Origin of the sequence: Arthrobacter sp. 2762, assembly GCF_040548745.1 — a bacterium.
Lineage (GTDB): Bacteria > Actinomycetota > Actinomycetes > Actinomycetales > Micrococcaceae > Arthrobacter.
In genome coordinates, this window is record NZ_JBEPSI010000001.1 from 676,587 (window position 1) to 700,761 (window position 24,175).

Consider the following 24,175-nt stretch of genomic DNA (forward strand, 5'->3'; position numbering starts at 1 on the left):
CAGTGACCCAGCTGATCACACCCCAATTGGTCATCCTCGACCAGAACCTGGGCGACTCCCCTGCCGACGTCATCCGCGTCCTGGCCGGCAAAGTCGCCGCCGCTGGCCGTGCTTCCGAGGTTGAAGGGCTCTTCACGGATGCCTTCGCCCGCGAGCAGAAGACCGCTACCGGCGTCCCCGGCGGCATAGCGATTCCGCACTGCCGCTCGGCCGCAGTCATCGAGCCCGCCCTGGCCATGGCCCGCCTGTCCCACAAGGTGGACTTCGGCGCGAAGGACGGCCCGGCTGACCTCATCTTCTTCATTGCCGCCCCGGACGGCGCTGACCAGGAGCACCTGAAGCTGCTCTCCAAGCTGGCCCGCTCCCTCATCAAGAAGGACTTCACGGCAGCGCTGCGCGCCGCAGCCACTGAGCAGGACATCGTGGACCTCGTGGATGGGGCCTTGGCGGACAAGCCGGCTGCTCCGGCCACCGAACCTGCCGCGGCACCCGCTGCTGCTGCGGCCACTGCCGGATCAACCACGACGGCGGCTGCCGCACCCAAGCGCATCGTCGCCGTGACCGCCTGCCCAACCGGCATCGCCCACACGTACATGGCGGCCGACTCGCTGGTTGCCGCGGCCCAGGAAATGGGCGTGGACCTTCAGGTTGAGACGCAGGGTTCCTCCGGCGCCAAGCCGCTGGATCCGGCCATCATCGCCGCTGCTGACGCCGTGATTTTCGCTGTCGACGTCGATGTCCGTGGCAAGGAGCGCTTTGCCGGGAAGCCGGTCATCAACGCTCCGGTCAAGCGCGGCATCGATGAGCCCACCAAGATGGTCCAGGAAGCTTTGGCTGCTGCGGACGACCCGCACGCCCGCCGCGTCCCGCACTTTGGTGCCGAAGAGCAGGCTGAGCGTGCTGCTGAGGAAAAGGGCGAGCACATCGGCCAGAAGCTGAAGCGCGCACTCCTCACGGGTGTTTCGTACATGATCCCGTTCGTAGCGGGTGGCGGCCTATTGATTGCCATCGGCTTCCTGCTTGGCGGCTACGACATCACGGGCTTCGCTGACAAGATGCTTGTTGAAAACAGCATCTTCAACCTGCCCACCGAATTCCCGAACAACGCATGGGGTCCGCTGGGCGCCTACATCGGTGCTGTGCTCTTCAAGATCGGCGCACTGTCCCTCGGCTTCCTGGTTCCCGCGCTGGCCGGCTACATCGCTTACGCCATCGCTGACCGTCCGGGCATTGCCCCCGGTTTTGTTGCCGGCGCTGTATCCGGGTTCATGGGCGCTGGCTTCCTCGGTGCCATTGTTGGTGGTTTGCTGGCCGGCTACATCGCCTTCCAGATCGGCAAGCTCGATGTTCCCCGCTGGCTGCGTGGCCTGATGCCTGTTGTCATCATCCCGCTGCTCGCCTCCCTGGTGGCTTCCGGCCTCATGTTCCTGATCCTTGGTGCTCCGATCGTGGCACTGACCAAGGCACTCAACACCGGCCTTTCGGGCCTGACCGGCGCTGGCGCCATCCTCCTCGGCATCATCCTCGGCCTCATGATGTGCTTCGACCTCGGTGGCCCTGTCAACAAAGTTGCCTATTCGTTCGCTGTTGCCGGCCTCGGCACGGCAACTGTGGCAAACCAGGCACCGTGGCAGATCATGGCTGCAGTGATGGCAGCGGGCATGGTGCCGCCGCTCGCCATGGCCCTGGCTACTGTGCTGGACAAGAAGCTGTTCTCCTTGGCTGAACGTGAAAACGGAAAGGCCGCCTGGCTTCTGGGTGCATCGTTCATCTCCGAGGGCGCCATCCCGTTCGCAGCTGCTGACCCGCTCCGCGTCATCCCTGCCAGCATGGTGGGCGGTGCCGTAACCGGTGCGCTGTCCATGGCCTTTGCGGTTACGTCCAAGGCTCCGCATGGTGGCATCTTCGTGTTCTTCGCAATTGACAACTTCCTGTTGTTCTTCCTGTCGATCGCTGTCGGCGTGGTCATCACCGCGCTCCTTGTGATTGCCCTCAAGCGCTGGGCTGTCCGCAAGCCGGTTGAGGCCGAGGCAGTTCCCGTCCCGGCAGGCGTGTAAGCGCCGCCCGATACCCCGTCAGCCCAACAGCACCCAAGCAATCAGAGGACCAGATACATGCAGACCTTCTCAGGCGTAGGCGTAGCTCCCGGGCGCGTCCTGGCACCGGTAAAGCAAATGCCGAAACCGGTCCAGGAACCGCACGCGAACGTCAACATTCCTGCCGACGTCACGGTTGAATCGCAGGGGCAGCGCATCAAGGACGCTGCCAAGGCGGTTCAGGCGGAACTGAGGGCCCGCGCGGCTACGGCCAGCGGAGAAGGCAAGGAAGTCCTGGAAGCCACAGCTTTGATGGCCGCCGACCCCATGTTGGTGAAATCGGCCATCAAGCTGTTGTCTCCCGAGGCTCCAGGCGGTGCACGGACTGCTGAACGTGCAATCTGGGAAGCTGGCGGAACGGTGGCTGAGACGCTCAAGGGCCTGGGCGGCTACATGGCCGAGCGCGTGGCGGACGTCCTCGATGTCCGGGCACGCATCGTGTCGGAGCTTCGAGGCCTTCCGGCGCCGGGAATCCCGGCCTCCGATGTCCCTTTCATCCTGGCGGCCGAGGACCTGGCGCCTGCTGACACCGCCACGCTGGACCCATCCAAGGTGATCGCACTGATTACCTCCAGCGGCGGACCGCAGTCCCACACAGCCATCCTTGCCCGTGCGCTCGGCTTGCCCGCCGTCGTCGCTGCCTTGGGCGTGGACGAGATCGCGGACGGCACAGAGGTCTATGTGGACGGTGCCGCAGGCAGCATCACTGCTGAGCCCGGCGAAGACCTGCGGTTGGCTGCCAAGGCGTGGGCCACCCAGGCTTCCACGCTGGCCGCTTTCAGCGGGAACAACACCATGGCGGACGGTTTCCGGGTGCCGTTGTTGGCAAACGTCGGCACGGGTGCGGACGCGGTCAAAGCGGCCGACGCCGGGGCCGAGGGCGTTGGCCTTCTGCGGACGGAATTCTGCTTTCTGGACCGCGACGACGAACCCACTGTGGAGGAACAGATCGCCGCCTACGGAGCGGTCTTCGCAGCCTTCCCGGGTAAGAAAGTTGTGGTCCGGACCCTGGACGCGGGCGCGGACAAGCCGCTGCCGTTCCTCACCAATGCCGACGAACCGAACCCTGCGCTCGGTGTCCGCGGATACCGCACGGACCTCACGTCCCCTGGCGTCCTCGAACGGCAGCTCGAGGCCATCGCCGCCGCCGAAGCAGCCAACAACGCCGAGGTCTGGGTCATGGCACCCATGATCTCGACGGCGGACGAGGCCGCGCGGTTCGCCACACTTTGCGCAGCCGCCGGGCTCAAGACCCCTGGTGTCATGGTGGAAGTCCCGTCGGCAGCACTGACTGCAGCCACAGTTTTGCGCGAAGTCAGTTTCGCGTCTCTGGGCACCAACGATCTCACCCAGTACGCCATGGCAGCGGACCGTCAGCTTGGGCCGCTCGCCACCCTGAACGATCCGTGGCAGCCTGCAGTCCTGCAGTTGGTCAAGCTAACGGCCGACGGCGCCGCGCAGGTCAGCGGCGAAAGCGGCACGGCCAAGGCGGTTGGCGTCTGCGGTGAGGCAGCAGCGGACCCGGCCCTCGCCGTCGTACTCGTTGGACTTGGCGTTGCGACGCTGTCAATGAGTGCCCGGGCGCTTGCCGCCGTCGCCACCGTACTTGCCACGGTGACTGTTGCCCAGGCGCAACAGCTCGCGGCGACCGCCCTGGCAGCCCCCAACGCAGCCGCGGCACGCAGCGCCGTCCGGGCCCAGCTTCCCATCCTGAACGAGCTCGGCCTCTAGACTTCCCCACAACCATCCACATCAAAGGAGCACCAATGCCTGAACGTACCGCCACCATCGCAAGCCGCGTCGGCCTCCACGCCCGCCCGGCAGCCATCTTCGCTGAAGCCGCAGGAGACCTTGACCTCGAGGTCACGATCGCCCGTGAAGGCGAGCCCGCCGATGACGCCATGGACGCAGCAAGCATCCTGTCCCTCATGAGCCTGGGCGCTTCCCACGGCGACGTCGTAGTGCTGCGCGCCGAAGGCGAAGGCGCAGAAGCAGCCCTGGACAGCCTGGTGAAGATCCTCGAAACGGACCACGACGCCGAGTAAGACCGCGAAACCGCTCAGCGACACGGAAAAGGCCTGACGTCACCCGGATTTGGGTGGCCTCAGGCCTTGTCTGTGTCTTAGACCTCTGTGTCTTGGACCGGAATGCTCGTCTAGCCGACGACCCGGCTCATCAGGTCAATGAAGTTGCCGCCGAGCGCGGCCAGCACGGTGTTGTCATCAACCCCGCGGATGACCAGTTCCCGGGTGACGTTGGGAAGGCCCTCGTAGGTTTTGATGCCCTCGGCGTAGGGGTACCACGGCGGTCTGTGCAGACAGCCCGGGCCTTCCCATTTCATCCGCTTGACGTATAGCGTGCCGTCGTACTGGATATTGAGATATCCGTGTTCATCGATGTATGCGGAGTCATAGACACTCCGTCTGCCCTTGGGAAAATCCGTGCAGACGCCTACGCCTCCAGCGCCGAAGATTTCCAGAGTATGCATGAGATGGTCAACCATGTTGGCCACCGTGGGCTGGTATTCATCGTTGATTTCCAGGGGCATCGTGCTCATCATGCCGCCCTTGCTGGCAACCACTTGCATAGTCTCGTCCGTGGCATTTCTGCGGTTTCCGAACACGGAGTAGCAGTTGTTGTGGGAGAAGTATGGCGGTGCGGTTGAAGCCTGTGCAGCAGTCAGTTGGGTCCGCTTTCCGCCGTGGGAGAGATCGACCAACATGCCCACCCGGTTCATCTCAGAAATCATGTCGCGACCGATGCTGCTGATCCCGGAGTTTTCCGGCTCAGCGCAGCCGTCGCCCAGGAAGTTGCGCTTGTTGTATGTGATCGCCGATGAGACTACCCCCATGTCTTTGAAGAGTTCTACATTGCCGGGATCATCCCCAAATGGCTTGGCGTTCTGGAAAAGGTAGTAAACGCCGATTCGGCCATCCTCCTTGGCTTGCCGGATATCGTCGGCGCACGTGACCTTCACGAGGTCCCTCGAGTGCTTGCGGATATTGCGGTTCCAGAAAGTGATCTGGTCCATGGCCGCCCGCTGATCGTGTTCCTCCGCTGAGAGGGTCATGCCCACGCAGTCCACTCCCCCACGGCGCAGGAGGGCGATGGAATCATCCAAGGATCCATCTCCACCCGGAGGAATCGCGCCGCAGGTATCCACCACCGTTGCCTGGGAGTGGAGTTCCAGGGCGTGCTGATCTTCGTCCCTGCTCACCTCCCGGGAGAGGTAGGGGTGATCAAGCTGCGTCTGTGTCATTCTCGTATCCTTGGAATTCTGTGCCGGAGGGTTCTTCGATCATTTCCAGGAGTTCCGTGTCGTTTGCGAGCAGCCCTGCCCGCACGAGCGCGGCTTGCCAAGCCCTGAACTCCCCCGGAACTGCTTGCGGCTTCTTTGCCCAGAACCCGATCCGCTGGAACTGGGCGACAGTGTCGTGCAACTCCCGTTGCACGATGGCCGGAAACCACTCCGTCGCTGCGGAGGCCACATCGGCCGGGCTTTGCTCTGCCAGCCAGGCTTGGGCCTTCTCCAAACCGGCGCGGAAGGCATCGAGTTCAGCGCCGTGATCTTGCGCCCACACCCGGGTGCAGCAGTAGGCAGACCATGGGACGGCACCTAGCCCATTGGCCAGGGGGACCGCTTCACGTAAACGGGGGTCCTGGGCTTCCTGCCCGCCGGCCAGGAGGAAGTCTCCCGGTCCGCTGAGGAACTCCTCCACCACAGCTTCAGGTTGGTAGCCAACCAGGAGCCTGACGTCTCCCAAGGGGATGCCGCGCTGGTGCAGGACCTCCAGGAAGGCGACCCATGATGTAGGGACAAAGCTTGGGGCCACGAGCACAACCCTGCCACGCAGTTCCTGCCAGTCGAAAGAATCCGGGCTTCCACCAATCACGGCGTCAGCGGCCCGTTGAAAGAGGAAATGCCGGGTCTGGGTGTTGCTCACTGCAACAATCACGCTGGGTGTCGTCCTGTTGAGCCGGTCTGCAAAAACGACGCTTCCCAGGACAAGCTCGGCTTCGCCGCGGATCACTGAATCGGTGATAGTGCCATGTCCGGGCTGCTTCTCGATCACCTCAACGTTGATCCCCTGGCCGGCAAAGTAGCCGCGGGAGATTCCCACGTAGTGGGGTAGGTAGGCAAGGTTCCGGGCGGCAGCGATGCGTATGGTGCCGCCCGGAACGGGCGTCAGCGTTTCAGCCATGGAAGACGGGCCTCGCCTCGTTGGCCTCTTCGAGCGTCTGGTCCTTGGTTTCAACACCAGCCCACGCCAGGACGGCCGTTATGGCGAACATGATTGCCATGGTGGTGAAGACCCCCGGAAGGCCGCCTTTATCGAAGATAAGAGCAATCAACGGCGGCATGACGATGATGCCCAGGCCACCGGTGCCCTTGACGAAGGAGACTCCGAACCCGCGCACCCTGGTGGGGAACAGTTCCGGGGCCCAGGACCACAACGTAGTGGTTAGCAGGAGTGTGAAGAATTGGAACAGGGAGCCGAACACCAGAATCAGCGGGTCCGTGTTCGCCAGCAGACCGAATCCCAGGCCAACCAGGCAGCCAAGCACGGCACCAGTGACCATTACCGTGCGACGCTTGAATCGATACGTGATGGTTGCCGCACATAGGGCACCGAGGAGGCTGCCAATTTGCATGATCAGCGTGTACAGCAGGCTTTGGCCAAGAGTCGAACCGCGGGCGACAAGGAAGGTTGGCATCAGGGTCAGAAGTGACATCTGGGCGGCCACAACCATGAAGTACGCGCCACTGGCCGTTGCAGTCCGGCGGCGCAGGCCGCTGGTGAAGATCTCGCCCAAACGAATCTTCTCGGGGCGGACAATGCGGTTACCGTCTGTGGCTTGGAGGTCTTCTTCACGGATATGGATTTCATCGTCAGGGACCTTGCCCGCTGCCAACGCGGTCAGGCTTCGATTTGCGCCGGCAATGTCGCCGCGCGTGAGGAGAAAGCGCGGTGATTCCGGCATGTTGCGCCGAATCACCAAAACAAGAAGGACCGGCAGGATCAGAAGGCCGAACAGCCAACGCCATGCAACCTGCGGTCCACCAAAGAAGTTTCCCAGGGCTACAAGGACCAGGGCGGCGTAAGCGGGGGCAACGACGTTGCCAAGCCCACCGGAACCAACATTGAGGGCGGCTACCGCTTGGGCGCGGTATTTGGTGGGCATGATTTCGCAGATCAGCGCAATTCCCACTGCCAGCTCGCCGCCAAGGCCGATACCCACTATCAATCGCGACCCCATGAGAACTTCGTAGTTTGGGGCCAGCGCGCAGAGTACGCCGCCCACTGAGTAAACGACGAGATTCGCTACGAGGGCGAACTTCCGGCCCTTGATATCCGAGAGCATCCCGCCCAGGTACGCCCCGATCGTAAGTCCAATGAAGGTCATGGAGCTGATCAAGGCAAATTCGGCTTTGGAGATGCCGAAGGTCGCAATAATCTGCGGGCCAGCCAGGCCAAGTGAGTTGGACTCGAGGATGTCGAAGAACATACCGGCGACAACCAGCAGGATTGTTGTCCAGTGGGTCCGTGTCAGCGGAATCTTGTCGACCGATTCGGAGAGCTTCAACAGCATGGAATTAAGTCTGGGGCTGCCGCCCTTAATGTCTAGTGAACTCATTTTTTGCCTCCTGAGAATGGGCTGAGTGCTTCCGGAAACAGCGGCTGCACCATTGCCTGCCACTTTGTTTTTTGTGAAGCCGGAGCCTGAGCCCCTCCGGGCTTCAGTGTGATCCGTACCACCAAATCTACTTCATCATCAATGATGATGCAACAACTTTTTCCTCTTGGGCCTACCGCTCCCGGACGGCTACCGGGACATCGCGGAAAGGGACAAACCGCCGTCCAGGACGACCATCTCACCGACGGCATAACTTGCCTCAGGGCCGGCAAGCCAAAGGTAGACGCCAGTTATTTCTTCTATGCGCGCAGGCCGACCCAGCGCTCCGCTGTAGATGCCGGCGTCCGCTGTCTCGCTGAGGAACCTTGTCTGAACATCCCCCGGGCACACACCGTTGACAAGGATTCCCGAGGGTGCGAGCTCCATGGCCATTGACTTCACCAGCCCCATAAGTCCCCATTTCGCGGCTGCATAGACGGCATAGCCGGGCTCGGCCGTCAGGCCTGCCACTGAGGATGTGGCGATGATTCTTCCCGGAACCCCATCCCTGAGCATGCGGGCCGCCCCGCAACGCATCGTATTGAAGGCCCCTTTGAGGTTGTTGTCCATCAGCCAATCCCAGGTTTTATCCGAGGTGTCCAGGGCGGACTGTTTGGGCAGAGACACGCCGGCGTTGGCTATGACGACGTCGAACGCGTGCTCTGCGTCAGCAAAGAAGTCCTCCGTAGCCCTGGTGTCGGTCACGTCGAGTTCAACGGCCGTGGCATTGGGGATGCCCATTGCCGTCCGCTCAGCTTCCGGTCCGTCCTTGTCGAGCAGGGTGACATGGGCACCTGCGCCCGCGAAGCGCTCGGCAATCCCGCGCCCGATCCCCCGGGCTGCTCCCGTGATGGCAATCCGCTTGCCAGTGTGCGGCGATTCTCCGCTCATTTCAGGGCTCCTACCCGGTACCGCAGTCCTGCCATGCCGCTTGGTCCCAGATCAGCCACTCGACCGGGCACAGCGGGGTGTTCTCTGAAGTCCTGACCTTCCAGCGTGCAGATCAAGGAGATCACGGCAGTCATCGCTGGCGTAGGAGCACCTGACCGTTGGCCGAGTACTTCCAGGGGAACGAGGCCGCACGGAACGTCCTCTGTGACGAAGCGCCGTTGGAAGGTTGGACCAACCCGGGGCGGTAACATTTCCCGTGCGTTGGGTCCGTAGGCCCGCGACGAGAAGTCGTTCCTGCTTACGCCGTGCCGGCCCATGCCAAGGGCTCTCATGACAGCGAGTCGTTCAGCGTCGAGCACGTTACGCAATGCTTCCAGCGCCGGTGCACCGAAGTCGCCCAAGTGGAACGCCCCCTGGGGTGGGATCAATCCGTGCGCCTCTTGAGAGGCTATGACCGCGTTCAGAACAGCTGCGGGTACATGGGCGACGGGGTTCGGGTTGTTCAGGGACGAGGCCACGTGGTGCCTGGCCAGCGTTGCCGCAGGAAGCCATGGCGTCAGCAAGGACATGCCTTTGATGGCGGCAAGCTCAGTCGCCCCAGAGACTTCGAACCAGCTCTTCACTGCGGAAATATGTACCGAACCGTCACCAGGGGCGTACGACAGGTGGGGCGTCGTGTTCATCGCAACGACGCAGTCTTTGCCACCTGAGAACCCTGCTTCGGTAAGCGCCTTCGCAAATGCGGATGCCCCGTTGGCGTAACCCGTGACGAGTACACAAAGTTGGCCTTCGTGCAGCACGCTGGCAAGACGTTGAGCCACAGCCAGATGTCGGTCTGCGGTGGTCGCAATGAAGATCAGTCCGCATTCCGCGAGGCTGTCGTAGCCTTCAGACAACTCTGGAAGAGCAAATACGGCGTCTCCCAGATGACCGCTCATCGTGAGCGTTCCTGAGCGGCGAAGCCTGTCCAACAAATGATGATTCTGGTCGACCATAGTCCGTACCGCCCCGCCCTGCTGCGTCACATGCGCGGCAAGGGCAAGCCCCGTGCTTCCACAGCCGATGATCCCTACCGATGTCATGGGCGACCGCCGCCGGGTCGGACCAGCTGACCGAACCCGGGCTGGCCGAGCACCTTGCCGTCCTTGGCGACGATCCGTCCGCGGACATACGTGGCAACCACAGCTCCGCGCATCAGGCGTCCCGCCCACAGTTTCGCCGCTTCACGACTCACTGAGTGCTGTCTGCCCGGGTCGATCACGCCGCTTCGGTCCATGTCCACCAGAATGAAGTCCGCATCAGCGCCCTCACGTACTTCGCCTTTGGACACGAGACCGAAGACCTGCGATGCGCGCAGGGAGATTGCCCGCGTGAGCTGGGGCAACGTCAGTTTCCCTTGGTTGACCGCGGTCAACAGTGCGGGCACGACGGACTCCAGCCCATGGACTCCGGATGGTGCGCTCCAGATGTCATCCCAGCCTTTGTCCTTGTCCACGGTGGTGTAAGGGGCATGGTCCGTACCGATGTAGTCGATCGTGCCGTCGGCGATGCCTGCCCACAACGCCACAACATCAGCCTCCTCACGTAGGGGCGGATTGATCTTGGCATAGGGGCCCAGATGTTCGCTGGCAGACAATGTGTGGAACAGGTGATGGGGGCACGCCTCGGCCGTTACCATCTGCCCTTTGGCCTTTGCCCGGCGGACGCGCTCCACTGCGGCTCCGGTGCTGATGTGGGCAATTGAAAGCCGGGCGCCGGCGGCGCCCGCTAACAGGATGGCCCGGGCCACTGCTTCCTCCTCGGCCAGGGGCGGCCTTGACTCTGCATGTGCGCGCAGGTCTTTGCGTCCGTTTGTTTTCATTTGCGCCGCAAGGCATCCGCAGATGGAGTCGCTTTCAGCGTGAACGACGGCGACACGCCCTGTTGACGCGATGGCTTTCATGGCGGCAAGAAACGATGCGTCGTCCGGAAGTGCCCGCGAATCGAAACCGGGATCCGCTCCCGGCGCCGGAGCGTTCATGAACGACTTGAATGCCACCGCGCCGGCCGCGGCCTGTTCAACGATCCGCCCGGTGTTGCTGTAACCGGCGCCACCATATAGTCCATAATCGACGATGGCCTTGGGCGCAACGACGTCGTTCTTGTAGTGCCAGCTCGCAGCATCCGCAACCGCAGGAATCCCCGATGGCATCTCAAGCACGGTGGTAACCCCACCCACTGCGGCGGCTGCAGTCCCGGTGCTGAATGTTTCGCGGTGGGGGTGACCTGGGTCCCGGAGGTGGACATGAGTATCAATCATCCCAGCCATGACCACCAGGCCGCTCGCGTCCACAGTCTCAGCTCCGGAGAGTTCGGCCGCAGCTTCGGCGGCCGTGTCGCGGCCCAATCGTTCACGGAGGGCCACGATCTTTCCGTCCCGAACCAGAAGGTCGGCGTCGATAATTCGCTCGGGAAGGACCACCCGCCCACCAGCAACGACCAGCCCGTTTCGTGACGCGCCCATTAGTGTTCGGCCATCATGATCACGGCACCCTTGGACTGTGTGTAGCCAAGTAGGGCCTCGTAGCTCTTCGACGTCCCGTATCCGGACTGTTTCCGCCCACTGAACGGCAGTTCCACCCCGTTGGAGAAGGTGTTGACCATCACTTGGCCGCAATGCAGGTCCCGGATCATCCTGTGGGCGCGGCCAACGTCAGCGGTCCATACACCTGCCACCAGTCCATAGTCGGTTCCATTGGCAAGTTCCACTGCTTCGTCAGTGCTATCGAAGCTGGTCACCGTAAGTACCGGTCCGAAGATTTCCTGTTGGGCAATCGAGGCGGTCGGGCTCACGCCGTCAAAGATTGTGGGAAGGATGAAGTTCCCTCCGGCCAAGGCCTCATCATCCGGCACGCCGCCGCCGACCAGGAGTTCGCCTTCTCCTCGGCCCAAGGCAATGTAATCGAGTACCCTCGCTTGCTGTTTGCGCGAAATCACCGGGCCTAAGCCGGGATTCTCCAGTCCCCGGCCGAGGGTGGTTCTCTGGAAGATACGCACGAGCCGGTCGACGAATTCATCATGGACGCTGTCATGGACCAGGAGGCGGGAACCGGCCGAGCACGTCTGGCCGGCGTTCTGCAGGATTGAAGCGGCCACGGTCGAAGCAGCAGCGTCCATGTCTGCGTCCGCGAAGACGATGTTGGGCGATTTTCCGCCCAGCTCCAGGTCTGCCGGGACGAGGTTGGCTGCTGTGGCCTGCCCGATCTTCACGCCCACCGGCACGGAGCCGGTAAAGGAGAGCTTGCCCAAGCCGGGATGCGCTGCCAACGCGGCTCCCGCTTCTGCCCCGATACCGGGGACAACATTGAGGACGCCGTCCGGCAGGCCAGCTTGAGACATGATTTCGGCTAGGCGCAGCGTGGACAGCGGCGCTTCCTCTGCCGGTTTAAGCACGCAGCAGTTTCCCGCCGCCAGGGAAGGCGCAAGCGTTCGGGTTGCCAGGCCCAATGGGTAGTTCCAGGGAATGATGTGCCCGGTGACACCGTAAGGTTCCCGGACCGAGAAGGTCATGCGGTCCGTCGCGGCGGGAATGATGCTACCGAAGACAGCCTCCACCATATTGGAGTAGTACTCGAAGAAGCGCGCGGCAAAGTTGACGTCCACCACGGCCTGCCGCAATGGTTTGCCCGTATCCTCGCTCTCTATTCGGGCCAGTTCGTCCCCATTCGCCACGATGGCCGACGAAATACTGCGCAGGATCCGGGCGCGTTCAGCCGCCGTTGTCCGCTTCCACCCGCCGTCGAAAGCCCTGCGTGCTGCGCTTACCGCCTGGTCCACTTCATCGGGGCCACAGGCCGCCACGTGGGCCAGTTCCAGACCTGTCGCCGGATCCAGAACAGCGAAGGAATCCTTGGCGTCAACAGGTTTTCCATTGATGTGCGCAGTACGGCGCTGAGTTCCGAGTATCTGATGCGTCATTGTTCTCCTCCTGCGTTTGCTGATGCTTGAAGTCGTTCCCCCGCTGCCGGCCGTTCCCGGATCCAATGCCTGGCGATCGCCTCACGGGTGCTGAACAGCACATCCCCGGTGCCCAGCGCATATTCGACAAAGTCGCGCATTCCCGCCATGCGGCCGGCCTGTCCGGTGTGGCGGGGGTGGATGCCGATCGACATCATCTTTGGGAAACCCCGGTGTCCTTCGCGCCTAAGCTCGTCCAGGCCGCGGCGGCATGTTTCCCAGAAATCGAATGGACTTGTGAACCCCATGGGCTGGACGAGCCGGCCTTCCGTATAGGTCAAGGTGTACGGGACCACCAAGTGCTCGCGGGCTCCGACCTCTGTAAAATACGGAAGGTCATCGTTATAGGCATCCGAGTCATAGATGAACCCACCTTCTTCGACAAGCAGGCGACGCGTGTACAGGCTTGGCCCCGTCCGCGAACGCCAACCAACCGGCCGGCGTCCGCAGGTCTGCTCTATTGATTCAACTGCCAGCTTGATCCGCTCCCTCTCCTGGTCCTGCGTCAGTTCCGCGGGGTCAGTCCAGCGCCAGCCATGTGCACAGATGTCGTGTCCCCGTTCGGCCACCCATTGGCAGACCTCCGGGTTCTTTTCCAGGGCAACGGCTGGGGCGAAGAGCGTAGCCGGAAGGCTGTACTCATCAAGCAGATCGGCAATCCGCCAGATCCCGGCCCGACTGCCATATTCGTAAATGGACTCGACGGCGAGGTCCCGGTGTCCTGGCCTGGGTTCACGCCCCGGCCCGAGGCTCTCGCCCCGGGCATCACCCTCGAGGATGTTCCGCTCAGCGCCTTCCTCGTAGGCGATGCAGAAATTCACCACGGCGGCTGCGTTTTGCGGCCAGGATACTTGGGGCTTATGTCTGCCATAGCCGATGAAGTCCCGCACAGGCCCCAGATCACTCTGAGAACTTTTCATTGAATCCACCCACACTTCGAACCGAGGTTCCTCGACAGCATTAGTACTTCATCACCAATGATGAAGTACTAATGCGCAGCAGTCAACAGTTGCTTCCTGAGCAGTGCCTGCTCCGGGAGCTGTGGGAAGATGGCTTCCATGCAGACGCGCGAACCCTTACGCCACGGGAAAGGAGGCCGCTGGTGACATCACCGAACCTTGAGATGGAAATCCTGGCACTCACCCTGATCCGGGAGTCAGAACGCCCCGTAGGCTCGTCTCGTTTGGCAGAGGCTTTCAATGAGTCCGGCATCCATGTGGCAGAGGCAACGGCCGGCCGCTTCCTGCGCTCACTTGATCAACAGGGCCTCACCCTCATCCCGCGCCCGAAGCAAGGGCGGGTGGTCACGGAACTAGGCCAGCAGCGACTTGAAGAACTCAGGGCAGCCCTGCGCGCCCAGGAAAACGGAGCAAATCTGGTCCGGGCCGCCAGCACTACCGACCTAAATGAACTCCTGGACATTCTGGTGGTCCGCCGCGCGGTCGAATCCGAAGGCGCGCGACTGGCCGCGGAAAACGCCTCAGATGAGGAGCTCGAAGAGATCACCCGCCAGGCCACCAGCCATAGCGACGCAGTAGCGGCCGGGGCAACCCCCAACAGGGATTCCTCCACCCTGTTTCATCGCACAGTTGCCGCCGCAACACACAACAGAATCCTCGAGTCCATGGCACATCTCCTTATCGAACCGGCCAATCCGAATCTGACCAGCGTTCTGGAAGAAGTGTCCCTAAACTCCCAGGTTGTCTCCGAACAGGCCCATGACCACGCGCAGCTGGCCGCTGCTTTGGCCCGGCGGGATGCTGAGACTGCGGGGCAACTGATGCACCAGCACGTCGGCCACTTGATCGATGCCGTAAGGGTCTACCTAGGAGATAGTGCTAAACAAACCGGCGGGGGCACGCGGCCCAGCTAGCTCTGCTTCCCAATGAGGAAAGCGGCAATCGAGGCCTCAGTCGGATTCACGTCCTGCAATTCCCCGGACAGATAGGCCTCTACGATCCTGGGATCCACGTAGGAGGTACGCGCCACGGTGGGGGTGTTGCCCAGCAGGTGGGCAGCGTCCTTCATGGCCTTCACCAAAGCCTGGGGCCGCGTCATGGTGCCTTCGGACTTCAATAGGGACAGGGCTGCCGCCGAGGTCCCCTTCCAGGTACGGAAATCCTTGGAGGTGTAGGCCGCTCCGGCAATTCCGCGCAGGTACTCGTTGATCATGGCAGCATCCACCGAAACCCATGAACCATCGGATCGGTAGGCCAGCAACCGCTCTTTGCCGGGCCGGCGCGCCAGCGGCTCCAGGAAAGCTGCCAGCGCGGGATCCTGGATCGAGATGTCCCACCATTGCCCGCTCTTGCCAGGGAACTTCAGGCCGACGGCGTTTTCCTTGATTCGGGCGTGTCGGCACCTGAGCGTGGTCAGTCCATAGGAGCCGTTCTGACGCATGTAGCTTTCAGAGCCCACGCGGAGAGCGCCGAGATCCATGAGACGCACGGCTGCGGCCAGGGTCTGCTGCCGGGGAGACGAGGTGTCTTTCAAGTGCAACGTGACAGTCCTGCGCACGGCAGGGAGCACCGAGCCCAATTCCGCGGCCCGCTGGAACTTCTCGGTGTCTTTACGTTCGCGCCATCGGGGGTGGTAGATGTATTGGCTTCGACCCGCCGCGTCCACCCCCGTGGCCTGGATGTGCCCATTGGTATCGGGACTGATCCACACCTCGGTCCACGCAGGCGGGATCGCCAGCGCATTAATGCGCTGGCGATCCTCTTGGCTTACCAGGCTCCCGTCGGGATACCTGTAACTGAACCCGTTACCGGCCCTGCGGCGTTCAATGCCGGGCTTGGAAAGGTCACTTCGCCGAAGCCTTGGCATTTTCAATCCGAGGATCGCGTCTGCTGTGGCCCGGTTAAGCTTCGTCGGGATCGGTGACAGCGGCTCCCGCGCTCATGATTTCGGCGTTGATCATCCACACGAGCTGCTCCAGCCGGGCGATGAATTCGTGCAGGAGGTCCGCCGTGGTGGGGTCTTCTTCGTCCACCTCGTCATGGACGTCACGCATGGTCTGGACGGTGCGCTCCACGCGGTCCGTAATCAGCTTGACGGCGTTCTTAGTGTTGACCAGCCCGCCCGGGAATTCTTCAAGGCGCGTACCCGCCGAGATGGTCCCGCTCCGGCCATCGGGCAGGGCGTGAAGGGCCCTCATCCGCTCGGCGGTGTCATCCGCAAATTTGCGGGTGGCGGCCACGAGTTCGTCCAGCTGGAGGTGGAGGTCCCGGAAGTTCGGACCGACGATGTTCCAGTGCGCCTGCTTACCCTGGAGCTGTAGCTCGATCAGGTCTGTCAGGACGATTTGAAGGTTGTCTGCAAGCTGCTGTGACGCTTTCATGTTTTCCTCTCCTTGGACTGTCGGTGCAAGCGAAAAACCCTGGTGTCGAATTCCTTCGATGTGGGTCAATCATCAAGTGGCGACTTCAATAACTCTTTCATAAGGTTGCTTAGTAGTACAATGAGAAGTGTTGCTGTTCACATCTGGCGAACTTCGCCCCTCAGGGCGGACCGGAAGTGATAGCGATAAAAGGCACTCGGAGGCGGTGGAACGCTCCCAAGTACCCGTGGAAGTAAATCGAAGTAAATAGGAATGCATAGTCAGGAATCCAAAAGATTCTTTGCGGATTCCCCCAGAAAGGAATGTGCTGACCATGAACACGCTTCTGATCATTGCTGGTGTAGTTGCGATTGTCCTTCTCTTGGTGGGCGGCTTCTCGTCGGCCCTGAACTGGCTGTTGTGGGTAGGCGTCGTCCTCCTCGTCATCGCAGCTATCGGCTGGTTGCTCAGCTTCATGTCGGGCCGCAGGGGACATACGGTATAGGGCACGCACCGCGACAATGACCCGCACCGGCCGAGCACTTTGATCGGCCTGCCGATGAATACCGCGGAACGTGAGGACTGCCCCACTGCAGTGGAACTGCAGCCAGGGGCAGTCCTCCTGCGCATCCAGGACCCGGATACCGGCCCCCGGATACCCGCACCCGAACAAGCACTTTAGCCGCCGTGCTTCAGCCGCCCGTACTGGGAGGGGGCGCCGCGTCAGGATCCCGCGGAGTGGGGAATTCGTCCGGTGATTCCGGAACGGGAGAAGTGTCGGGGTCTTCCGGAGTGGGGCTGCCCTCAGGCGGTTCGCCCGGTCCGGGAGGCGTTCCCGGCGATGGCCGTTCGGGTGTTTCACGCTCCGATCCCTGTCCTGGCATTTCCTGCTCCGGCGTTGGCGTGCCGTAGCCGCCGGCAGCGTCTTCCGGGTCAACGCGGTGTTCGTCCTGACTCATTTCTTCCTCCTTGGAAATCCTTTGAGGCCCCGAAAATTGTTCGAGGAATGCTGACAGTTCGACCGTAGTCCGGTGTAGTGTCAGCGTCCACCAATAGCTATCTGGAGGTGTGCGAATGGTAGAGCCGGAGCAGGTTCCCAGGACCGGCAGGAACGAATCCGTTGAAGAACGGATGGACCGCAACTGGATGGAGCTGATCCAGGAACTGCGGGTGCTCCAGACTGGTGTCCAGATCCTGGGCGGCTTCCTGCTGACCCTGCCTTTTCAGGCGCGCTTTGAGCACCTGGACGACTGGCAACGCGGCCTCTACCTCTTCAATGTCATGGCAGCGGCCCTGACAACTGCTTTGATCCTTCTTCCGGTCAGCGTGCATCGCCGCCTTTTCCGCCGGGGGCTCAAAGCCACTCTCGTCTCCAGCGCCGATGCCATCACCAAATGGGCATTGGCCGGCGTAGCAATCCTGATTGTGGGTTCGGCCACCCTGGTCTTCGATGTCACCGCCGGCCGAACAGCAGCTCTGATTGCCGGTAGCTTCATCATCATGGTCCTGCTGCTACTCGTCGTGGGCATGCCTATCTGGCTGCACCGGCGGGCCCTGCAAAACGGGAACGGCAAGAGCGGAAATGCACCCTGAGCAAAAAGGCACTTCATCAATACGCGAAAGGAAACGCATCATGCCTGGAAAGAAGAATTCGAGTCTGAAGGACCCGAAGCTATATGAAGAACTCCGCGACGAAGGCGCTTCCAAGGAAAAAGCGGCCCGTGTTTCAAATGCTGCGGCCAAGCAGGGGCGCAAGGAAGTGGGCCGCAAGGGAGGCAAGTCCGGCGACTACGACGATTGGACTGTGGACAAACTGAAGTCCCGCGCCAAGGAACTCGGAATCAAGGGCTACTCCGGCAAGAAGAAGTCCGAAATCATTTCAATGCTGCGCAACCACTAAGGCACGCGGGCCTAATCCTCCAGCCTCGGGGCAGGCCGCAACTTCTTCAGCCAGGACTCAGTCTGGGCAATATGCGCAGCCGTCGCGGTGGCGGCCAACGTAGGATCCCTACGGGCTATCGCGTCCACGATTGCGCTGTGCCCCGCCGTGCTGCCTTCCCGGACCTGGGCCCCCACTTTGCCGTCGAAGATATGGAAGTGTCCACCGCGGGAACGGAACAGGCTGACGAGTGCCGCGAGAGTCGAATTGCCGCTCGCACGGCAGATTTCTTCATGAAAGCGTGAATCAAGTTCGGAATATTCAGTAGGGCTGTCCGTAGCCTCCATGGTTTCCACGAGCGCCGTCAGCTTGGCCAAGACCTCTGGCGTGGCATTCGCCGCGGCGGCAGCTGCAGCGTGTGACTCCATCAGCCTGCGGATCTCGAAGAGTTCGAGCAGGCCGTCCAGCGGAAGCAGATCCACCAAGAGGGCAAAATTCTGGAGGATGACCGTCGGCTCCAAGGAAGAAACATAAGTTCCCGAGCCATGCCGTGACTCCATCACCCCCAGGGCAGACATCGCCCGCACAGCCTCCCGAAGGGAGCTCCGCGAAACACCAAGCTGGGCGGCCAACTCAGCTTCTGGCGGGCATTTCTGCCCAGCCGCGAGTTCGCCAGAGGCAATCTTGTTTCTTAGGCCCTGCATGGCCGTTTCGACAGCACCCAATTCGTGCCTCCTTCAGATACTCGTAACACGCTACCGCACGCTCGTGTCGCCGGAGTCGATAGATCTCCTTGTCATACCTCAAAGAATGAGACATCATACCTATCTGTGGAGAATGGTGCGGAATCTGGGTAATTCGCATGAACATTCCCAAAGTCATCTTATGACTATTTGCGATTGTCCGTTGTCTTGGTCGAATCTGTGATGTAACTTACAGAGCGTTCACTCTTCCGCGACCACGAAGGACACCGTGTTCCCAGCAGCGCTCACTGCCCCGCATCCCATGTTGACCCCCGAGGGCGAACCCTCAATGGCCGACTGGAGCCTCACGCCGTCCAAAGTCCACCTCAATCACGGGTCCTACGGCTCCGTCCCCCGTGCAGCCCAAGCCAAACAGCTCAGCCTCAAGGGACACATGGAGCAGAATCCGTGCCCGTGGTTTATGACTCAGTTCGAACTGGTGGCCACGGCGAGGACAGAGATCGCAGAATTCCTCAACGTGAAGGCTGAGGACACGGCCCTCGTGCACAATGCCAGCGCGGGCGTCAGCACCGTATACAACTCGCTGAGCTTCGAGCCCGGCGCCGAAATTGTGACAACAAACCATGCCTATGGGGCGGTGTTGCAGGGCGCAGAGCGCGTTGCCCGCAGGAACGGTGGCCGGGTGAGGATCGCCGATATCCCTCTCGACGCGGATGCCGGGACCGCCTGCGCTCTCATCATGGGCGAGGTCACCAGCAAGACGGCCGTCATCGTGGTCGACCAGATCACGTCCGCCACTGCCCGTGCCTTCCCCGTCGAGGCGATCGCCCAGGCAGCCTCGCGCCTGGGGGTGCCGGTCCTGGTGGACGCAGCCCATGCACCGGGTGTGGTCGAGTTCCCCGTACCAGACTTCGAGGGTTTCTGGGTAGGAAACCTCCACAAGTTCGCCTGCGCGCCGCGGGGAACAGCGGCGCTCGTGGCACGCGGCCCAGGCGCGGCGACGCTGGAACCAATGATCGATTCGTGGGGCTTCCCCTACGACTTCCCGGAGAATTTCGACCATGTCGGGACGCAGGACGTGACCGCTTGGATGGCCGCCCGCACCGCGTTCGACGCCATCGAGGAGCGTTACGGCTGGGCAACCTTCCGCAGCTACGCCCGTGAACTGTGTGACTACGGACAGGCTCTAATTGCCGGCGCCTTCGCCGACGCCACAGGCGAGGATCCAGCGATCAAGGTCGGCATGCCGGTGGGCCCCCTGCGCCTGGTCCGGCTGCCGAAGGGCCTCGCCACCACGCATGAGGATTCGCACGCCGTCCGCGCCTACATTTCGGATCGGCTGGACATCGAAACGGCCATCACCACCTTCGACGGCGAGGGCTTCCTGCGGCTCTCGGCACACCTTTACAATTCGCCCAACGACTACGAAACCTTTGCGGAAAGGGCGGTCCCGGAGCTCGTCCGGCTCGCCCGCTCCCGCTAGCCGCCACCGCAGTCACCACCTTAGCCACCACCGACTTTGCCGCCCACCGGGGCAGCGATTACCCACGCTCACCAAGTCATTGGAGGATCCACGTGAAATCAAGATTCATCATGTCTGCCGCAGCCGGTCTCGCGGCCGTTCTTGCACTTACCGGATGTGGCGGCACCGAGCCCGCCAAAGATGGAAAAGTCACGCTGAAGATGGTGGAGAGCCTCACCAATCCGACACGTACGGACACCTTGAAGAAGATCATTTCCGGCTTCGAGCAAGAGAACCCGAACATCAAGGTGGACCTCATCTCCCCGCCAACCGATCAGGCGGACCAGAAGATCCAGCAGATGCTCCAGTCCGGCAAGGGAATCGACGTCGTCGAGGCCCGTGACATCACCGTAGGATCGTTCGGTGCCAACGAGTGGCTGTACGACATGTCGGCCGACCTCAAAGGGTGGGACGGCTGGGACAACCTGACGGACAACGCAGTCACGTACTCGAAGCAGAACGGCAAAACCTACTACATTCCTTACGGCTTCTACGGCCTTTCACTGTTCTACCGTTCCGACGTCGTCAAGGAAGCCGGCTTCTCCGGTCCGCCTGCCAGCTGGTCCGAGATGCTGGAGCAGGCGTCGGCCATCAACAAGCCCGCAGAGAACAAGTTCGGCTACGCGTTCCGCGGGGGCACCAACGCCAACTCCAACGCCGTCGCCATCATCGAGGCCTACGTGGCTCACGAGATTGACAAGGAAAACGCCTTCAAGCTCACCAGCGGCAAGACGATCTTCTCCTCCCCCAAAGCGCAGGAGGCCATGGATCTCTACATTGATCTCTTCAAGAAGGGTTCGCCGCCGTCGTCGGTGGCCTGGGGTTACCCGGAAATGGTGCAGGGCTTCAGCAATGGGTCTACCTCGTTCCTGCTCCAGGACCCTGAGGTCATCGCTACCGTGCGGGAGTCCAAGTCCATCAAGGAAGACCAGTGGAACGTGGCTCCGCTGTTGGTAGGACCGAGCGGGAAAGCCATTCAACCCGTGGCATCCGCCGGCTGGGGAATTGCTGCCGCTTCCACCGCCAAGCCTGAGGCCGTGAAGCTCATCAAGTACCTCGCTCAAGGCGACGCGGCAACCACTTTCAGCAAGGACAACAGCCTGGTTCCCACCTTGAAGTCCGCCGCCCAGGACAGTTTCTACAGCACCGGACCTTGGGCCGCCTACGTCAAGATGACGGAAAATCCCGAGACCTATGTCTCCGCTGTCCAGCCGCGAAGCGTGTCCTGGTGGAGCGAGTGGATCAAGAAGTCCGACGGCGAACTCCAGCGCGTGCTGACCGGGAAGATGTCCACGAGTGAGTTGTTGTCCAGCTGGGACACTTACTGGTCCCAAAAGTGGGCGGGCTAGCTTCCAGTGAGCCTCGACACCAAACTCCCCGCGAAGAAGGCCAATGCCGGGTCCGTGGCCGGCATAGGCCTTCGGTCCAAGAAGCGCTTCAATCCCCGGACAGCCTTCACACTGCTGATCTTCCTTGCCCCGGCGGCGGTGTTCGTCGGCATCTTCACCTACTACCCGATGATCGCCGGCAGCCAGATGGCGTTCCGCAATTGGAACCTGAACGATCTTTCCGACACCTCGTGGGTTGGGTTCGGCAACTTCGTAAGCCTGCTGGAAACACCTGAATTCTGGGGCATTGTCCGGAACACGGTGGTCTGGGTGGTTGGGTCCCTGGTGCCACAGGTGATCATAGGCTTTGCTGTGGCGCTGTTCCTGAAGCGAAAGTTCAGGATGCGCGGTGCTTACCAGGCCATGATTTTCTTCCCCTGGGCAGTGTCCGGATTCCTGATCGGCATGCTCTTCCGGTGGATGTTCAACGCGGAATTTGGCGTCGTCAACGACCTGCTGATGAAGGCGGGGATCATCAACTCGCCCATCCCGTGGCTCTCGGATCCCGGATTCGCGATGACCGCCATCATCATTGCCAACATCTGGTACGGCGTCACGTTCTTCGCCATCATGATCCTCGCGGCACTGCAGTCCGTCTCCGACGAAATGTATGAGGCTGCGGCACTGGACGGAGCCGGGAAGGTACGGACGTTCTTCAACATCACGTTGCCTGGCATCGCCACCACCTTGGCGTTGACCATACTGCTGAGGGTGATCTGGATCTTCAATTTCCCGGACATCATCTTCGCCATCACAGGTGGCGGGCCGGCTGACCAGACGCACATCATCACCACCTACATGATCAAAATTACCCAAGAGGGTGACTACGGCAAGGCTTCTGCCCTGGGGCTGATTGTCGTACTCACGCTTGCCCTCTTCGCCGTCTTCTACCTCATGGCTGTCCGTCCTCGAAAGGAAGCGCGATGATCAATCAGCAGAGCTTCATAGGGCGCGTGGGTAAGTTCGTTTTCCTGGGAGCATGCCTCGTCGCCACGGTTTTCCCGCTGTACTGGATCATCCTGACGTCGTTGAAGGAACCCGGCGCTATTTACTCATTGCCGTTGGACTACTGGCCCCGGCAACTCTCCTTCGAAAACTACATCGGGCTTTTCACCAAGTCGGATTTCGGCCAATACATGCTCAACAGCTTGGTTGTGGCACTGGTGGCTTCCACGGTGGCAACGCTGATCTCATTGCTCTCGGCGTATGTCCTGGCCCGGTTCCACTTCTCAGGTCGCGGCGCGGTCCTGGGGGCCTTCTTGATCACTCAGATGATTCCGGGCTTCATTGCCTTGGGGCCGCTGTATCTGATGATGACCAATCTGGGCCTTGTGGATTCAAAGACCGGGCTGATCCTTATTTACATTGCGATCTGCATCCCGTTTTGCACCATCATGCTCCGGGGCTTCTTCGAGAACGTTCCTGACGCCTTGGAAGAAGCTGCGATGATCGACGGTTGTTCGCGGCTGGGAGCGTTGTTCAGGGTCCTGGTTCCGGTCATGCTGCCGGGCGTCGCCGCGAGTTTCGTCTTCAACTTTGTCAATTGCTGGAATGAACTCTTCTTGTCGGTGACCTTGATGAACAGCGACAGCAACAAGACCATCCCGACGGCGTTGGCCGGGTTCATCTCGAGCTTCAACATCGACTGGGGCTCGATGTCCGCTGCCGCAGTCCTCACCGTGGTGCCCACGCTGGCCATCTTCGCCTTTGCGAGCAAGTTCATTGTCCAGGGATTGACGGCCGGCTCGGTCAAAGGCTAGTTCCTGCTTGTCCTGAACCGTCGGGTGTCGCAAGGCGCCCGACGCCGGGTCACGCCTTTTTCTTGGCCCGCGCCTTTGGCTTGCTGGTAGTTTTGCCGGCGGCAGCGTCGTCGTCGGCCGCTTTTTCCTTGCCGCGTTTCTTGTCCAGGCTCCGCTTCAGCGCCTCCATGAGGTCGATGACATCGCCGCCTTCCCCTTCGCCTTCCGTGACACCAAACGTTGCTTCCGTGTCCAGCGCCTCGCCCTTTTCCAGCTTGGCCTCGATCAACGTCCGGAGCTGCACCTGGTAGTCGTCGGTGTATTCTTCGGGGTCGAAATCGTGGGCCATGGAATCCACCAGCGCGGAGGACATTTCGAGTTCCTTATCAGAGATCTTGATGTCCGCTTCGAGGGAGGGGAACTTGGCCTCGCGGACTTCGTCGCCCCAGAGAAGGGCCTGCAGAAGGAGTACGTCCCCGCGTACCCGCAGGGCCCCGAGCCGCGTCTTCTGCCTCAGCGCGTACTGGACAATAGCAATCCTGTCCGTGTCCTCAAGTGTCTGCCGCAGCAACATATAGGCCTTGGGGGATTTGGAATCCGGCTCCAGGAAATAGCTGCGCTCGTACATGATCGGGTCCAGTTGCTCGGCAGGAATGAATTCCACTACCTCAATTTCGCGGCTGTTCTCTTCCGGCAGGGACTTCAATTCGGCCGCGGTGAGAACCACTGTGCGGCCTTCCTCTTCGTAGGCCTTGTCGATATCTTCGTAAGCAACAACTTCGCCGCAAATTTCACATTTCCGCTGGTACCGGATGCGTCCGCCGTCCTTATTGTGGACTTGGTGAAGGCCAATATCGTGGTCCTCCGTGGCGCTGTAAAGCTTCACTGGTACGTTGACCAGACCGAACGCGATAGATCCCTTCCATATGGCCCTCATGCACCCAGTCAACAGCACAAGACAGCAG

At 61.5% G+C, this 24,175-nt stretch carries 24 protein-coding genes; 11 read left to right on the forward strand and 13 right to left on the reverse strand.

Annotated elements, in window-relative coordinates:
- Positions 1–2: 2 nt before the first annotated feature.
- The 3 genes from ABIE18_RS03350 to ABIE18_RS03360 are packed head-to-tail and all read left to right on the forward strand — an operon-like array spanning position 3 to position 4,141.
- Positions 3–2,057, forward strand: coding sequence for a PTS fructose transporter subunit IIABC (locus ABIE18_RS03350; RefSeq protein WP_499721182.1), 2,055 nt, complete (start codon positions 3–5; stop codon positions 2,055–2,057).
- Between the two features lie 57 nt (positions 2,058–2,114).
- On the forward strand, positions 2,115–3,827 hold the full coding sequence (gene ptsP / locus ABIE18_RS03355; protein ID WP_499721184.1) for a phosphoenolpyruvate--protein phosphotransferase: 1,713 nt from the start codon (positions 2,115–2,117) through the stop codon (positions 3,825–3,827).
- A 35-nt stretch (positions 3,828–3,862) separates the two neighbouring features.
- Entirely contained in the window at positions 3,863–4,141 is a 279-nt protein-coding gene (locus ABIE18_RS03360) for an HPr family phosphocarrier protein (protein ID WP_223935423.1), read from the forward strand.
- A gap of 110 nt (positions 4,142–4,251) precedes the next feature.
- Here ABIE18_RS03360 and ABIE18_RS03365 read toward each other — a convergent pair whose 3' ends face one another.
- The 8 genes from ABIE18_RS03365 to ABIE18_RS03400 form a co-directional block, all read right to left on the reverse strand.
- Positions 4,252–5,355, reverse strand: coding sequence for a membrane dipeptidase (locus tag ABIE18_RS03365; protein WP_499721185.1), 1,104 nt, complete (start codon positions 5,353–5,355; stop codon positions 4,252–4,254).
- Positions 5,336–6,298 (reverse strand): ABC transporter substrate-binding protein, encoded by a 963-nt coding sequence (locus ABIE18_RS03370; RefSeq protein ID WP_499721186.1) that lies wholly within the window; start codon positions 6,296–6,298, stop codon positions 5,336–5,338. Before ABIE18_RS03370 ends, ABIE18_RS03365 begins: the two co-directional genes overlap by 20 nt.
- Positions 6,291–7,733, reverse strand: a complete 1,443-nt coding sequence (locus ABIE18_RS03375) for an MFS transporter (RefSeq protein WP_477515791.1) — start codon at positions 7,731–7,733, stop codon at positions 6,291–6,293. The genes ABIE18_RS03370 and ABIE18_RS03375 overlap by 8 nt, the downstream gene beginning before the upstream one ends.
- Before the next feature lie 189 nt (positions 7,734–7,922).
- Positions 7,923–8,663, reverse strand: coding sequence for an SDR family NAD(P)-dependent oxidoreductase (locus ABIE18_RS03380; protein WP_499721187.1), 741 nt, complete (start codon positions 8,661–8,663; stop codon positions 7,923–7,925).
- Complete coding sequence (locus ABIE18_RS03385) at positions 8,660–9,745, reverse strand: NAD/NADP octopine/nopaline dehydrogenase family protein (protein WP_499721188.1); 1,086 nt, start codon at positions 9,743–9,745, stop codon at positions 8,660–8,662. Before ABIE18_RS03385 ends, ABIE18_RS03380 begins: the two co-directional genes overlap by 4 nt.
- Entirely contained in the window at positions 9,742–11,166 is a 1,425-nt protein-coding gene (locus ABIE18_RS03390) for a dihydroorotase (protein ID WP_499721189.1), read from the reverse strand. Before ABIE18_RS03390 ends, ABIE18_RS03385 begins: the two co-directional genes overlap by 4 nt.
- Positions 11,166–12,620, reverse strand: a complete 1,455-nt coding sequence (locus ABIE18_RS03395; RefSeq protein WP_499721190.1) for an aldehyde dehydrogenase family protein — start codon at positions 12,618–12,620, stop codon at positions 11,166–11,168. Before ABIE18_RS03395 ends, ABIE18_RS03390 begins: the two co-directional genes overlap by 1 nt.
- Positions 12,617–13,579, reverse strand: coding sequence for a polysaccharide deacetylase family protein (locus ABIE18_RS03400; protein WP_499721191.1), 963 nt, complete (start codon positions 13,577–13,579; stop codon positions 12,617–12,619). Before ABIE18_RS03400 ends, ABIE18_RS03395 begins: the two co-directional genes overlap by 4 nt.
- Positions 13,580–13,761: 182 nt before the next feature.
- On the opposite strand from ABIE18_RS03400, the gene ABIE18_RS03405 reads away from it, so the two are divergent.
- On the forward strand, positions 13,762–14,532 hold the full coding sequence (locus tag ABIE18_RS03405) for a FadR/GntR family transcriptional regulator (protein ID WP_477515785.1): 771 nt from the start codon (positions 13,762–13,764) through the stop codon (positions 14,530–14,532).
- Here the strand turns inward: ABIE18_RS03405 and ABIE18_RS03410 are convergent.
- Both ABIE18_RS03410 and ABIE18_RS03415 read right to left on the reverse strand, forming a co-directional pair.
- Positions 14,529–15,485 (reverse strand): DNA topoisomerase IB, encoded by a 957-nt coding sequence (locus ABIE18_RS03410; RefSeq protein WP_499721193.1) that lies wholly within the window; start codon positions 15,483–15,485, stop codon positions 14,529–14,531. The genes ABIE18_RS03405 and ABIE18_RS03410 overlap by 4 nt on opposite strands.
- A gap of 34 nt (positions 15,486–15,519) precedes the next feature.
- Complete coding sequence (locus ABIE18_RS03415) at positions 15,520–15,999, reverse strand: Dps family protein (RefSeq protein WP_499721194.1); 480 nt, start codon at positions 15,997–15,999, stop codon at positions 15,520–15,522.
- Positions 16,000–16,312: 313 nt separating this feature from the next.
- On the opposite strand from ABIE18_RS03415, the gene ABIE18_RS03420 reads away from it, so the two are divergent.
- The gene (locus ABIE18_RS03420) at positions 16,313–16,483 is read left to right on the forward strand and encodes a hypothetical protein (protein ID WP_223935420.1); all 171 of its coding nucleotides are present in this window, start codon (positions 16,313–16,315) and stop codon (positions 16,481–16,483) included.
- A 187-nt stretch (positions 16,484–16,670) separates the two neighbouring features.
- Here the strand turns inward: ABIE18_RS03420 and ABIE18_RS03425 are convergent, their stop codons facing one another.
- Positions 16,671–16,937, reverse strand: coding sequence for a hypothetical protein (locus ABIE18_RS03425; RefSeq protein WP_431117559.1), 267 nt, complete (start codon positions 16,935–16,937; stop codon positions 16,671–16,673).
- A gap of 115 nt (positions 16,938–17,052) precedes the next feature.
- On the opposite strand from ABIE18_RS03425, the gene ABIE18_RS03430 reads away from it, so the two are divergent.
- The gene (locus ABIE18_RS03430) at positions 17,053–17,571 is read left to right on the forward strand and encodes a DUF6328 family protein (protein WP_499721196.1); all 519 of its coding nucleotides are present in this window, start codon (positions 17,053–17,055) and stop codon (positions 17,569–17,571) included.
- A 40-nt stretch (positions 17,572–17,611) separates the two neighbouring features.
- On the forward strand, positions 17,612–17,878 hold the full coding sequence (locus ABIE18_RS03435; RefSeq protein WP_224094779.1) for a DUF7218 family protein: 267 nt from the start codon (positions 17,612–17,614) through the stop codon (positions 17,876–17,878).
- An 11-nt stretch (positions 17,879–17,889) separates the two neighbouring features.
- Here the strand turns inward: ABIE18_RS03435 and ABIE18_RS03440 are convergent, their stop codons facing one another.
- Entirely contained in the window at positions 17,890–18,582 is a 693-nt protein-coding gene (locus ABIE18_RS03440; RefSeq protein ID WP_499721197.1) for a FadR/GntR family transcriptional regulator, read from the reverse strand.
- 307 nt (positions 18,583–18,889) lie between these two features.
- Between ABIE18_RS03440 and ABIE18_RS03445 the strand changes: the two genes are divergently transcribed.
- From ABIE18_RS03445 to ABIE18_RS03460, 4 genes are all read left to right on the forward strand, one after another.
- Complete coding sequence (locus ABIE18_RS03445; RefSeq protein ID WP_499721198.1) at positions 18,890–20,044, forward strand: aminotransferase class V-fold PLP-dependent enzyme; 1,155 nt, start codon at positions 18,890–18,892, stop codon at positions 20,042–20,044.
- 92 nt (positions 20,045–20,136) lie between these two features.
- Positions 20,137–21,432, forward strand: coding sequence for an ABC transporter substrate-binding protein (locus tag ABIE18_RS03450; RefSeq protein WP_499721199.1), 1,296 nt, complete (start codon positions 20,137–20,139; stop codon positions 21,430–21,432).
- A gap of 6 nt (positions 21,433–21,438) precedes the next feature.
- Positions 21,439–22,398, forward strand: a complete 960-nt coding sequence (locus ABIE18_RS03455; protein WP_499721200.1) for a carbohydrate ABC transporter permease — start codon at positions 21,439–21,441, stop codon at positions 22,396–22,398.
- On the forward strand, positions 22,395–23,231 hold the full coding sequence (locus tag ABIE18_RS03460) for a carbohydrate ABC transporter permease (RefSeq protein WP_499721201.1): 837 nt from the start codon (positions 22,395–22,397) through the stop codon (positions 23,229–23,231). Before ABIE18_RS03455 ends, ABIE18_RS03460 begins: the two co-directional genes overlap by 4 nt.
- A 49-nt stretch (positions 23,232–23,280) precedes the next feature.
- Here ABIE18_RS03460 and ku read toward each other — a convergent pair whose 3' ends face one another.
- A complete protein-coding gene (gene ku, locus ABIE18_RS03465; RefSeq protein ID WP_499721203.1) occupies positions 23,281–24,147 on the reverse strand; it encodes a non-homologous end joining protein Ku in 867 nt (288 codons plus the stop codon).
- Positions 24,148–24,175 lie beyond the last annotated feature (28 nt).